The organism is Bacteroides caecigallinarum, assembly GCF_016901995.1.
GTDB lineage: Bacteria > Bacteroidota > Bacteroidia > Bacteroidales > Bacteroidaceae > Phocaeicola > Phocaeicola cellulolyticus.
Genome location: NZ_JACJLE010000009.1, coordinates 1 through 13,041, shown reverse-complemented (window position 1 = coordinate 13,041; position 13,041 = coordinate 1). Strand labels below are relative to the sequence as shown.

Annotated in this window: 8 protein-coding genes and 1 pseudogene; 2 read left to right on the top strand and 7 right to left on the bottom strand. The window is 41.9% G+C overall.

Annotation, left to right across the window (positions count from 1 at the left end; all coding sequences use genetic code 11):
* Positions 1 to 19 precede the first annotated feature (19 nt).
* From H6A61_RS03580 to uvrA, 4 genes and pseudogenes are all read right to left on the bottom strand, one after another.
* Positions 20 to 757, bottom strand: a complete 738-nt coding sequence (locus tag H6A61_RS03580; protein ID WP_204391044.1) for a nucleotidyltransferase family protein — start codon at positions 755 to 757, stop codon at positions 20 to 22.
* Positions 754 to 2,207: pseudogene (locus H6A61_RS03575) on the bottom strand (RapZ C-terminal domain-containing protein). Before H6A61_RS03575 ends, H6A61_RS03580 begins: the two are co-directional and overlap by 4 nt.
* 65 nt (positions 2,208 to 2,272) lie before the next feature.
* Positions 2,273 to 4,867 carry a xylan 1,4-beta-xylosidase gene (gene xyl3A / locus H6A61_RS03570; protein WP_204391042.1) on the bottom strand — a complete coding sequence of 865 codons (2,595 nt, stop codon included), beginning with the start codon at positions 4,865 to 4,867 and terminating at the stop codon, positions 2,273 to 2,275.
* Between the two features lie 229 nt (positions 4,868 to 5,096).
* Positions 5,097 to 7,871, bottom strand: coding sequence for an excinuclease ABC subunit UvrA (gene uvrA / locus H6A61_RS03565; protein ID WP_204391041.1), 2,775 nt, complete (start codon positions 7,869 to 7,871; stop codon positions 5,097 to 5,099).
* 193 nt (positions 7,872 to 8,064) lie between these two features.
* Here uvrA and H6A61_RS03560 point away from each other — a divergent pair, with 193 nt between their 5' ends.
* Both H6A61_RS03560 and H6A61_RS03555 read left to right on the top strand, forming a co-directional pair.
* Positions 8,065 to 8,760 (top strand): hemerythrin domain-containing protein, encoded by a 696-nt coding sequence (locus H6A61_RS03560; protein WP_204391142.1) that lies wholly within the window; start codon positions 8,065 to 8,067, stop codon positions 8,758 to 8,760.
* Positions 8,757 to 9,362, top strand: a complete 606-nt coding sequence (locus tag H6A61_RS03555; protein ID WP_154042976.1) for a response regulator transcription factor — start codon at positions 8,757 to 8,759, stop codon at positions 9,360 to 9,362. The genes H6A61_RS03560 and H6A61_RS03555 overlap by 4 nt, the downstream gene beginning before the upstream one ends.
* Positions 9,363 to 9,509: 147 nt before the next feature.
* Here the strand turns inward: H6A61_RS03555 and H6A61_RS03550 are convergent, their stop codons facing one another.
* The 3 genes from H6A61_RS03550 to pflB all read right to left on the bottom strand — a co-directional run bounded on the left by H6A61_RS03550 (position 9,510) and on the right by pflB (position 12,944).
* Positions 9,510 to 9,743 carry a hypothetical protein gene (locus tag H6A61_RS03550; RefSeq protein WP_154042975.1) on the bottom strand — a complete coding sequence of 78 codons (234 nt, stop codon included), beginning with the start codon at positions 9,741 to 9,743 and terminating at the stop codon, positions 9,510 to 9,512.
* Positions 9,744 to 9,858: 115 nt separating this feature from the next.
* Positions 9,859 to 10,587 (bottom strand): pyruvate formate-lyase-activating protein, encoded by a 729-nt coding sequence (gene pflA / locus H6A61_RS03545; protein ID WP_204391036.1) that lies wholly within the window; start codon positions 10,585 to 10,587, stop codon positions 9,859 to 9,861.
* A 134-nt stretch (positions 10,588 to 10,721) separates the two neighbouring features.
* A complete protein-coding gene (pflB, locus tag H6A61_RS03540) occupies positions 10,722 to 12,944 on the bottom strand; it encodes a formate C-acetyltransferase (RefSeq protein ID WP_204391035.1) in 2,223 nt (740 codons plus the stop codon).
* Positions 12,945 to 13,041 lie beyond the last annotated feature (97 nt).

Here is a 13,041-nt window from a genome sequence, read left to right as displayed (position 1 = left end):
TTGAAGACCGCCTTTAATATTATAATGAATTTATAAATTCATTCGCTTTCTCAAGTGTTTCCGGTTTACCTATATCTATCAGTTTGATTTCTGGTCTTATGCATGCTCCGAATTTAGCCTTATGGCATGTTCCGAGATAGAAATCCATTATAGGGAATTTTCCGCTCCATTTATCATCCATGTATTTCATCATTGATGGCGAAACCACGTGTATTCCGCTGAAAGCATATTCTGAGTATTCAGAAGAGTCATAAACGAAGCCTTCCGGTTTCGTCTCACCGCTGTTTTTGTTTATCCAGCCGCAGAGTCTGTCTTCCTTATTGAATATAAGATAGCGTGATGTCTTTCTTTCGCTTACCATAAGTGTGGCATCATTGCCGGACTGGAGATGGAAACTGTAAAATTCTTTCAGATTTACATCTGACAGGATGTCAACATTATGAATCAGCACAGGCTCGTCGGTAGGGAAGAGTTCAAGGGCATGTCTGATTCCTCCGCCTGTATCGAGTAGCATATCCCTTTCGTCGCTTATATGGATATTTATTCCGAAGTTATTGTTGGCATTGAGGAAATCTATAATCTGTTCTCCGAAATGATGTATGTTTATGATAATGTCGTCAAATCCGGATGATTTCAGCTTCATGATGACATGCTCCAGCATCGGTTTTCCCGCTACAGGTACGAGTGCTTTTGGCATGGTGTCAGTCAGAGGTTTGAGTCTGGTTCCCAAACCGGCCGCGAATATCATTGCTTTCATACTTCTGTATTATTTGCTTCGAATATTTGTTCTATGTTCTGTTCGCGGTGAAGAAGCTCTACTCTCACGCCGAACTTGTTGTGGATATGTTCAGCCGTATGTTGTGCCGAATATACGGAACGGTGCTGTCCGCCTGTACAGCCGAAGCATATCATCAGGCTGGTAAATCCTCTTTCGATATAGCGTTTTACGTGTGCGTCTGTAAGTGCATATACGTGAGTAAGGAATTCTGTTATCTCACCGTCATTTTCCAGGAAATCTATAACTGGTTTGTCAAGTCCTGTCAGAGGTTTGTATTCGTCATATCTTCCAGGATTGTGTACATACCGGCAGTCGAAAACGTATCCTCCGCCATTGCCGGATGTATCTTCAGGAATGCCTTTACGGTAGGAGAAACTCATCACTTTTACTGTAAGCTGTTTGTCTGTATTCATTGTTTTAATGTTGTTATATCGTTTATATCCATTTCTGAAAGTTGCATGAGTAGTTTGCTCAGGTAAGGATACTCGTTTGAATGGTCCTTGAATAGTGCATGAAGATTATTCAGGGCATATGGGATGCTTTCTATGAAGTGCGTCTTGCGTTCGAACAGTCCGCGAAATCCGTATGCGCCAAGTACCTGCATGGTGCGGAAAACCACGAAATGGTGTAATGTTTTTTTGAAATCTTCAGAGTTTATTTCTGTGAATTTATTCGCTTCCGAAATGTATGTTTCAATCATTTCTTCTCTGATTTCGCTGTTGAAATTAGCCTTTGCCTGCCATAGGAATGAAGCTACGTCGTAATATATAGGACCTTTGCGCCCTCCCTGGAAATCAATGAAGTAAGGCCTTTCATCTTTGATAATTACATTGCGGCTCTGGAAATCACGGTACATGAAAGTGTCGGACGAGGCACTGAGCAGAATGTCTGTCATTTCTTCGAAATCGTCTTCCAGATTACTTTCATTAAAATTTATTCCTGTGGCTTTCAGAAAACAGTATTTGAAATAGTTCAGATCCCACATCACCGTGCGTCGGTTGAAATCCGACAATGGATAACACATCCCGAAATCCATGTCTTCGGCACCTTTGAACTGTATTGACGGAAGAACTGTTATACTTTTGCGTATAAGTTCTTTTTCATGATTGCTGAATATGCCTGTGTTTCTGCCATTGGCTATGGCATTGAAAAGCAACGTGTCGCCAAGGTCTTCCTGTATGTAGCAACTTTCATCATCTGATACGGCAAGGACTTCAGGAACAGGTATTCCTTTTTCGTGAAAGTGGCGTGCCATATATATGAAAGCACGGTTTTCGGCAATCGACTCACCACGCACGGCTATCAGGTTGCGTATTCCTGTCATACGGAAATACTGACGGTTTGAACCGGAACCGGTCAGCAGCTCGATATTATCGTGCTGCTGACCGGTAACTTGTTTGTATAATGTACTTATTGTTTCTGTATTCATTTCTTGAGTTGTATTCTTTGAATTCAAAAGTACAACTCTTTTTCGTTGAATGCAAGAAATATCTCTTATTTCACTTCCACAGTGAGTTTTTTCAGTTTGGACAAATCAGATGTACCACCATAGTAAATGGTGTATTTGCCTTCTAGGGTATTCATTGTGTTGTTCTGAGTGTCAAACCATTCGAAATCGTCGTCATCAAGAGTGAATTCTACATTCTGTGTTTCTCCCTTTCCGATGTTGACTCTCTTGAAAGCTCTCAGCGCGTGAGACGGACCTTCCTTGTCGCCGTTGTATTTCAGATATATTTGTACAACTTCATCTCCATCCATTTTTCCTGAGTTTTTCACAGGAACAGTCAGTTTTATCTCATCGTCATCATCAAGAGTATTGCTGCTTACACTTGCATTTCCATATTCGAAAGTTGTATAGCTCAACCCATGTCCGAAGCAGAACAGAGGCTTTTCAGTCATATATCTGTATGTACGTCCTTTCATTGAATAATCCTCAAAATCAGGGATTTGATTTACATTCTTGTAGAATGTTATAGGAAGTCTTCCTGCCGGATTATATTTACCTGTGATAACATCAGCCACGGCCTGTCCGCCTGCCTGTCCCGGATACCATGCCTGAATAATGGCATCACAATTCTGTGATTCCGGTACAAGTCCCATTGCGGAACCGGAGAAGTTTACATAAACGATTTTCTTTCCTGCCGCCTTCAGTTTCTTGATGAATTCTCTTTGTATCTCAGGTAATTCTATATCAGTTCTGTCACCACCTTTGAATCCTGGAATCTTGACAGACATTTCCTCACCTTCCAGAGTAGGGGAAATACCTCCCGCGAAAATTACGATGTCAGCATCTTTTACCTTGTCTATGCTCTTCTGCAAATCTACAGGTACATAGTAACCCATATCGAAGTCGAGAGATGCGGCACGGTCGTTACTGTTGAAAATGTACTCAATGGCTATATTGTATTCCTGTCCAGCCTTTGCCTTGAGGGTATAAAGACTTTCATTGTTTTTGATAAATCTTCCTTCTCCCACTTTTTCACCATTAATGTATAGTTTGATCTGTGCGTGAGCAGTGAAACAGAAGTTCATGTCTGTGTCTTTTTCAGGTTTCAGCACACTTTCATATTTGGCTGAAAAATCCTGTATGTTTACTCCTGACGCAAAAGTCGTTCCACCTGTGGTGATGAAGTGGAAAGGTGTACTTACGTGTGTTACTGTAGCCGGTTCGCCTTTCATTTCGGTATTATTCCAATAAGTAGCCTTGAAACCCGGTTTGCCGTCGTTGCTGCATTGGTTGAAAGTACTTGCAAGTGTGGTGGTTTCTGTGCGGTCGCATCCCTGTTCGTAAATCAGCTTTCCTGCCGGTATAGCATTCTGCAAAGCTTCCAGAAGTGTAATCGTATGCGATGGATAACCGTTATAATTTGCCCATTGCATGATGGAGTCATTTGCATTAGGACCAACAAGCGCTATTTTCTCATTACCTTTCAGTGGGAGGATGTTGTTCTTGTTTTGTAAAAGTACCATCGTCTCTCTTGCCATTTTAAGTGCCAGTTCCTTATGCTCTTTTGAATCTACTACGGAATAAGGAATTTCACTCCATGGAGTCCTGTCGTCCATTTCTCCTAATTCGAATCTGGCTTTCAGAAGTCTTTTCAGTGACTTGTCTATACGTTCTTCCGTTATAAGTCCTGCTTTTACAGCTTCAGGAAGAGATGAGTAGTTAGGTCCGCACTCAAGGTCAGTTCCGTTTGAAACAGCATCAGCTATGGCATGATTCTTGTCCGGATGTGTTTCATGATTTCCTTTTGTCCAGAAGTCATTGATAGCCCAGCAGTCTGAAACTACAATACCGTCAAATCCCCATTCATCGCGCAGAATTTGTGTAAGAAGTCTGTTGCTTCCACAGCAAGGTTCGCCTTCGTAACGGTTATAGGCGCACATCACTTCTTTTACGTCAGCCCCCTGCACCAGTTCCTTGAAGGCAGGAAGATATGTTTCCCATAAGTCCCTCGGAGAAATATTCTCTGCGTTAAAACTATGTCTGTTCCATTCCGGACCTGAATGTACTGCATAATGTTTGGCGCAGGCATGCAGTTTGTCGTACTTGCTGTCGTCAGGTCCTTGCAGTCCTTTTACTACTGCTACACCCATTTTTGATGTAAGATATGGATCCTCGCCATATGTTTCCTGTCCTCTTCCCCAACGAGGGTCTCTGAATATGTTTACATTAGGAGTCCACATCGTAAGTCCCTGGTATCTTTTCAGCTTTCCTGATTTACTGAATTCTGTTGATTTGGCTCTGGCTTCATCCGATACAGATGTAAATACATCGTACAGAAGTTCATCATCGAACGATGCCGCCATACCTATAGCCTGCGGATAGACGGTTGCCAGTCCTGCTCTTGCCACTCCGTGAAGTGCCTCGTTCCACCAGTCGTAAGCCTTGATGCCAAGTCTTTCAATTGCCGGCGATTCGTTTTGCATCAGCAGGGCTTTTTCTTCAAGGGTGAGTCTCTTCAATAAGTCTTCGGCTCTTTCTTCAGGAGATAATGATGTGTCTTGATAAGGGAATTTGTTTTCTTGTGCGCATGATGATACTAAGGCGCAGAAGATGCCTGTTCGTAATAAGATTTTAAAATTCATAACGGTTAATGTTTTTATGTTTTTTCATGGTAATTGTTGTGCATCGTGTCTTATGCAATAACAGACGCAAATTTAGTTTTATTGACCGATAATGTTTTTTTCATATGTAACATTTTCTTATATGTATGTTTCATTTTTCTGCCATTTTGGGCTGATTTATAATGAAAAAGGTTGTGTAACCGCTCTTATTGGTTACACAACCTTTTCACGTTCTTTCATTATATTTTTCTTATTGGTTTATTTTTTCGGCAAGGAACTGTCCTGTATAAGAGGCTCCGCATTTGGCTACCTCTTCAGGTGTTCCGGCTATTACCAGATTTCCTCCTTTGTCTCCACCTTCAGGTCCGAGGTCGATAACATAGTCCGCACATTTTATCACATCCATGTTGTGCTCGATAATTACTATGGTATGTCCTCTAGCTATCAGAGAGTCGAAGGCTTCGAGCAGTTTCTTTATGTCGTGGAAATGCAGACCTGTGGTAGGTTCGTCAAATACGAATATCGTAGGTTGCGATTTCTCCACACTTAGAAAATATGCCAGTTTTACTCTCTGGTTTTCTCCTCCTGACAGGGTTGATGATGATTGCCCTAGTTTGATGTATCCAAGCCCTACTTCCTGTAGCGGTTGAAGTTTCTTTACAATCTTCTTTTGATTATGTTCAGTAAAGAATTCTATGGCCTGGTTTACTGTCATTTCCAGAATATCGTAAATATTTTTTCCTTCGAATTTCACTTCAAGCACATCGCTCTTGAAGCGTTTTCCATGACATGACTCACATTCCAGAACAAGGTCTGCCATAAATTGCATTTCTACAGTTACAGTACCTTCACCTTTACATTCTTCGCATCTTCCGCCTTCAGTGTTGAAAGAAAAATATCCTGCCGTATATCCCATCTGCTTTGACAATGGCTGTTCTGCAAACAGCTTTCTGATTTCGTCGTATGCCTTGACGTATGTCACAGGATTGCTGCGTGATGATTTTCCGATAGGATTCTGATCGACAAACTCAATATCGTTTATCATCTTTATATCTCCTTCCAGAGAAACGAATTCACCCGGACGCTCGCTTGTCTCGCTATATTCTCTTTTCAGTGCTTTATAGAACACGTCGCGTACCAGTGTACTTTTTCCGGATCCGCTAACGCCGGTAACCACTGTCATTATATTGAGCGGGAATTTGACGTCGATTCCTTTCAGATTGTTTTCCCTTGCTCCCTTAATTTCTATATAGTTGTTCCATGAACGGTGGCTCAATGGGAGAGGGATGGTCTCTTCGCCCAGCAGATATTTCACCGTATAGCTGTTGCTTCCTTTCTGCAAGTCTTTCATGTCGCCCTGATATACCACCTCACCACCGAGACGTCCGGCTTTTGGACCGATGTCGATGATATAGTCGGCCGCACGTATAATCTCCTCATCATGTTCCACCACTACTACAGTGTTACCCAATTGCTGAAGTTGTCTGAGCACTTTGATAAGCTTGTCTGTGTCGCGGCTGTGCAGACCGATACTCGGTTCGTCAAGGATATAAAGCGAACCAACCAGACTGCTACCCAATGATGTGGCAAGGTTTATACGCTGGCTTTCACCACCTGACAAGGTATTGCTCAAACGATTCAGTGTAAGATATCCCAGTCCCACATCCATAAGGAAATTAAGTCGGCTGTTTATTTCATTCAACAGTCTTTGTGCAACCAGTGTGTCATGTTCGTTAAGTTGTAGTGTACGGAAGAATTCTTTCAGCTCCGATACCGGCATGTCAACAAGCTGGCATATATTTTTCCCGCCTACTTTTACGTATGTGGCTTCCTTTTTCAGTCTTCCGCCTTTGCAAGTAGGACATGTTGTTTTGCCTCTGTAGCGTGCCAGCATCACTCTGTATTGTATCTTGTACTGATTTTCTTCCAGCATTTTGAAGAATGTATCTATACATACTTTATCGCGCGGGCCATGCCACAGATAGTCCTTCTGTTCTTCGGTGAGTTCGTAGTATGGCGTAAATATAGGGAAATTGTGTTTAGGTGCTTCTCTTAGGAATTCCTGAAGCCATTCGCCCATTTTTTCACCTCGCCAGCACATTACGGCACCGTCGTAAACACTTAATGCCCTGTTTGGAATGACAAGATGTTCGTCTATACCGATTATTTTTCCGAAACCTTCACACGTTGGGCATGCGCCGATAGGGGAGTTGAACGAAAACATCTGGTCCGTAGGCTCCTCGAACTTTATGCCGTCAGCTTCGAATTTTGTACTGAAACAGTGAAGCCTGCTTTCGCCGTCGGGCATATAGAAACGCAGCATACATGTGCCGTCGCCTTCATACATGGCTGTTTCTGCAGAGTCCGTCAGTCGGCTTATCGAATCCTTGTCGTCGTTACAGCTCATACGGTCAATCAGAAGATATACTTTGTCGCTTTCGTCATATTTGTAATCTTCTATCCTTACTATTTCGCCGTCAACTTCCAGACGCGTAAAGCCTTGTTTCAGATCCATGTTCAACTGTTCCTGATGTGTGCGTCCGTCGCGCGGCAGGAGCAGAGTCAGTACTGTATATTTCGTTCCTTTGGGGTAGGAAAGCATACAGTTCACTATATCTTCAGGGCTGTCTTTTTTCACAAGCTCACCGCTTACAGGCGAGTATGTTTTTCCGATTCTGGCAAACAGCAGTCGCAGGTATTCGTATATTTCGGTAGATGTTCCTACTGTGGAGCGTGGGTTTCGGCTTATAACCTTCTGTTCGATGGCTATAGCAGGCGGAATACCTTTGATGAAGTCGCATTCCGGTTTTCCCATTCTTCCAAGGAACTGCCTTGCATATGAAGAAAGGCTCTCTACATATCTTCTTTGGCCTTCTGCATACAGAGTATCGAAAGCCAGTGATGATTTTCCGGAGCCGGACAGACCTGTAATTACCACCAGTTTGTTGCGTGGTATATCAACGTCTATGTTTTTAAGGTTGTTTACTTTTGCACCTTTTATTGAAATGTATTTGCTGTCGGACATTCTGTTTCATTTTTGATATATGCAAAGATAGGACATTCAATCAGAATTTGAAAATTAATGTATGAAATTAGATTTTTTCGTCTATTTTCTTTAAGTTTGTCAGAGTGAAATATACCTAAAAGTAGGTATTTTCAACTTCATATTTTATGTATTATTTTGTAACCGAATTAGAATTATGAATAATGTTTTAGATATGTACAGACCAAAAATATACAAACCCACTGATAAGATGAGCGATTTGATATGCGAGAATTACAGTCTCCTTCAGGTCCTTAGCCGTTTTGGCATATCTTTAGGGTTTGGTGACAAGAATGTACGCGAAGTTTGCCAGATCAACGATGTGGATTGTAATACGTTTCTCACCGTTGTAAATTTCCTTGTGGAAGACGGCAACAGAGTGCACGACCACCTGGAAGGCATTTCAATACCTTCGCTAATGAATTATTTGAGAGAAGCACACAGCTATTTCCTTGATTTCCAGCTTCCTTCTATAAGAAAGAAACTGATAGAGGCAATAGGTGACTCGAAAGAGAAAGATGTTACATTCCTTATATTACGTTTCTTCGATGCGTACGTTGACGAGGTAAAGAAACATATGGAACATGAAAACGAAAACGTGTTTACGTATGTAGAGAAACTTTTGCGCGGAGAACATTCGGAAGAATATAATATAAGTGTGTTTGCCAGCCATCATGAGCATATAGATACCAAACTGACAGAGCTCAAGAACATTATTATCAAATATTTCCCTGCAGGCGGAAACAACCGTCTGCTTAACGCGACATTATTCGATATTTTCAGTTGTGAAGAAGATCTGGCATCTCATAACAGGGTGGAAGACTTCTTGTTCGTACCGGCTATAAAAGAATTGGAAAAGGAGGCAAAATGAAATCGCATGATGTTATAAATGTTGCAGTGGCAGAGACGTCTATGATAGTCAGGAGCGGCTTAATATCAGTATTAAGGCATTTGCCCGACTTGAATATACAAACGCTGGAGATATCTTCCACTGAGGGACTTCATTTATGTATGGAATCTCACCGGCCGGACATACTCATTGTAAATCCTATGTTCGACGGATGGTTTAATGTAGAGGAACTGAAACAGCAGTATAACGTTCATGAAATGAAGTTCATTTCACTTATATGTACCGTTGTGGATTCAAATGTACTTAAAGGTTATGATGAAAGTATAAACCTTTTTGACAATATAGAGACTCTGTCGGCAAAAATATCCTTGATGATGAATGTCGAAGAAGATGACGGTGATACCGATTCATTGAGCCAGCGTGAAAAGGAGATACTGGGGTGTGTGGTGAAAGGTATGACGAACAAGGAAATAGCGGAAAAGCTATATATATCCGTACATACAGTCATTACTCACAGAAGGAATATAACACGCAAACTTCAGGTACATTCGGCTGCCGGACTTACAATTTATGCCATAGTAAACAAACTTGTAGATATAAGCGAGGTGAAAATGAAACTCTGAAAATACCTATTTTTAGGTATTGCCTGTTATGGCTGGAGTGATTACCTTTGCAGTGTTAGTCATATAGAAATTACGTAAACCACAAAAGTAAAAAAGTTAGTTATTAGTTGGGCGCACCCTGCGAAGTGATTCGCGGGGTGCACGCATTTAATAGTCAAGTTTTACCTGAGGGTAGGACACAAACAACTGGTTGTTTGCAATTTTCTTGTCGTTACCCACATTCTCTTTTGTCTGTGTTATTGATGTGTGTGGCTGTTCATTCATATTTTCATTTCCAACAATCCAGATGATGTTCATTATTATGAAACCCAGGATTGAGGTTACAGTAGTAATTTTGCGCTCAATCTTCTTGCTTGAAATGTTCACTGTTCTTCTATTCATGTTTTTTATTCATTTATTTTGGGTTGTGTCTTTAATCGTTCCATGGAGCTGTTGTACTAAGTAAATGGCTGATAGACGATATTACTGCACCCAAAAGCAGATTTTTTTAGAAAAATCAGTTTACGTAAACTGTCTTGAAGTATTTTTGAAAGATATTCCTTGCATTTTCCAGCTGTTCAGGCGTGTTGTATTCCACTCCTTTGAGCTTATATTCCATGTTCATGGCTTCATACTTGTGTACTCCAAGCGTGTGGTATGGCAGTATCTCTACTCTTTCAATCTGCTTGTAATCTTTGAAATGTTCACCAAGGGCTTCCATGTCATCGTTGAATGCGCTATAACCTTGAACCAATACATATCTTAGCCAGAAAGGCTTTCCGTTCTCTTCAAGCCATGCGGCTGTTTTAAGTGTCTGTTCGTTGCTGCGCTCTGTCAGAGTTTTGTGTCTTGAAGGATTGAATTCCTTTACGTCAAGCAGAACCAGATCAGCCAGTGAAAGCATCTCTTTTACGTCATCGTTCCAGATACCTCCGTTTGTATCTACACAAATATGTATGCCTGCTTCTTTCAGCATTTTGAATAAAGGAACAAGAGCTTTAGCCTGGAAAGTAGGTTCACCTCCACTGAATGTTATACCTCCTTTTTTGCCGAAGAAAGGCTTTTGGCTCACTGCCATCTTCAGTATCTCTTCTGGACTTGTTTCCTTGCTTTCGCCTTTGGCATCTATTGTGTCAGGATTTGCACAATACAGGCAGCGGAAATTACATCCTTGAAGAAAAACAACCAAACGGATGCCCGGTCCGTCGTAAGTTCCAAGTGATTCGTATGAATGTACTCTTATCATGATGAGATTTTTTATTATTTGTGTTGGTGAAAAAATAAACAGAGACCACCTTATTGACTGGCGGTCTCTGCTACTGTATTTGTCATGTCTTCGCCAATCTTTCTTGTCTGAATGACGAGAAACAAGTATGTTTATTACATGCGTTCGTGGAAGCTGCGTGAGATTACTTCCAACTGATGTTCACGGCTCAGCTTGATGAAGTTCACTGCATATCCTGAAACACGGATTGTAAGCTGTGGATATTTCTCAGGATGTTCCATTGCGTCTTCCAGCATCTCACGGTTCAGAACGTTTACGTTCAAGTGGTGAGCACCTTTCACGAAGTAACCGTCCATCATTGTAACAAGGTTTTCGATACGGTTTTCCATATCTACACCAAGTGATTTAGGAACGATAGAGAAAGTGTTACTGATACCATCCTGTGAGTCACGGTAACGAAGTTTTGCTACAGAGCTCAATGAAGCTACAGCACCGTTCTTGTCACGTCCGTGCATTGGGTTTGCACCCGGAGCGAAAGCGACACCTTTGGCACGACCGTCAGGAGTAGCACCTGTTTTCTTTCCGTACATCACGTTTGAAGTGATAGTAAGTATAGAAAGGGTAGGTTTTGCATTCTTATATACAGGAAGTTTCTTCAATTCCTCGTCGAAATAATAAATCAGGTCAACAGCCAAGTGGTCAACACGGTCGTCATCGTTTCCGAAGCATGGGAATTCACCTTCGATTTCGAAACCTTCAGTCAGACCTATTTCATTACGTTTAGCCTTAACCTTTGCATATTTGATGGCAGAAAGTGAGTCAACAGCGATTGACATACCAGCCACACCGTATGCAAGATTTATCACGTGGTCAGTATCAACGAAAGCCATCTGAGCCTTTTCGTAGTAATACTTGTCGTGCATATAGTGGATGATGTTCATAGCTTCGTTATATACACGAGCCATTTCCTTCAATACCTTCTTGTAGTTGGCAAGAACCTCTTCGAACTGAAGAACGTCACCGCTCAATACAGGAATGTCCTTAACCATCAGTGTACCTGTGTTCTCACATCTACCACCGTTGATTGCAAGAAGAAGAGCTTTTGCAAGGTTACAACGTGCACCGAAGAACTGGATGTGGCGGCCTATATCCTGATAAGATACGCAGCATGCGATACCGTAGTCGTCAGAGTTACGTACTTCACGCATCAGTTCGTCGTTTTCGTACTGGATAGATGATGTATCGATTGAAACCTGAGCACAGAAGTTCTTGAATCCTTCCGGAAGTTCAGGGCTCCAAAGAACTGTCAAGTTTGGTTCAGGTGATGGGCCGAGGTTGTAAAGAGTCTGCAAGAAACGGAATGAAGTCTTTGTAACCTTTGTACGTCCGTCGTTGAAGCGTCCGCCGATAGCTTCAGTTACCCATGTAGGGTCACCTGCGAAGATATCTGTGTAAGCCTGCATACGCAAGTGACGAACCATACGCAATTTGATTACGAACTGGTCAATCAATTCCTGTGCATGTATCTCGTCCAACAGACCGTGAGCCATATCATATTCAATATATATATCAAGGAATGATGAAACGTTACCAAGAGACATTGCAGCACCGTCCTGTTCCTTAACGGCAGCAAGATATGCCATATATACCCACTGAACAGCTTCCTGAGCGTTAGTAGCCGGACGGCTGAGGTCAAGACCATATTGCTCGCCCATAACTTTGATTTCCTTCAGGGCCTTTATCTGTTCTGCCACTTCCTCACGCTGGCGGATGCGGGCATCTGTCATAGGACCTGTCAGATGGCGTAAATCATCCTGTTTTGATTCGATAAGACGGTCGATACCGTAAAGTGCAAGACGGCGGTAGTCACCGATTATACGTCCGCGTGCATAGTTGTCAGGCAAACCAGTAAGGAATCCCAGTGAGCGGAATGAGCGTATTTCTTCAGTGTAAGCATCGAATACACCGTCGTTATGAGTCTTGCGATAGTGAGTGAAAATATCCTTAACCTTTGGATCTACTTCTACACCGTTTTCACGGCATGCTTTTTCTACAACCTTAATACCTCCGAAAGGCTTGATTGCGCGGCGCAACAGTTCGTCTGTCTGCAAACCTACAATTACCTCGTTATCCTTATCTATATACCCTGGAGCGAATGATGTGATGGTAGAAACTGTCGAAGGGTCAAGCGAGCGTACTCCGTTGTTAGCGCGTTCTTCGGCCAAAGCTTCCAAACATTTGTTCCAAACTGCCTTTGTGCGTTCTGTCGGACCTGCCAGAAATGAAGCGTCACCCTCGTAAGGAGTGATGTTTGTCTTTACAAAATCTGTGACATTGATTTCATGGTTCCAACGACCTTCTTTGAAATTCATTACCATAGTGATTTATATTTTATATGTTTAAAAATGATTTTTAAGCACTGCAAAGGTACTAATAATTGTTATACTATACAATACCTATAATTAGGTATATTAT

What these genes read in the sequence shown, in the direction of transcription:
- H6A61_RS03580 (WP_204391044.1), bottom strand. Translation starts at nt 757, where the DNA reads ATGAAAGCAATGATATTCGCGGCCGGTTTGGGAACCAGACTCAAACCT.
- xyl3A (WP_204391042.1), bottom strand. Translation starts at nt 4,867, where the DNA reads ATGAATTTTAAAATCTTATTACGAACAGGCATCTTCTGCGCCTTAGTA.
- uvrA (WP_204391041.1), bottom strand. Translation starts at nt 7,871, where the DNA reads ATGTCCGACAGCAAATACATTTCAATAAAAGGTGCAAAAGTAAACAAC.
- H6A61_RS03560 (WP_204391142.1), top strand. Translation starts at nt 8,065, where the DNA reads ATGTACAGACCAAAAATATACAAACCCACTGATAAGATGAGCGATTTG.
- H6A61_RS03555 (WP_154042976.1), top strand. Translation starts at nt 8,757, where the DNA reads ATGAAATCGCATGATGTTATAAATGTTGCAGTGGCAGAGACGTCTATG.
- H6A61_RS03550 (WP_154042975.1), bottom strand. Translation starts at nt 9,743, where the DNA reads ATGAATAGAAGAACAGTGAACATTTCAAGCAAGAAGATTGAGCGCAAA.
- pflA (WP_204391036.1), bottom strand. Translation starts at nt 10,587, where the DNA reads ATGATAAGAGTACATTCATACGAATCACTTGGAACTTACGACGGACCG.
- pflB (WP_204391035.1), bottom strand. Translation starts at nt 12,944, where the DNA reads ATGGTAATGAATTTCAAAGAAGGTCGTTGGAACCATGAAATCAATGTC.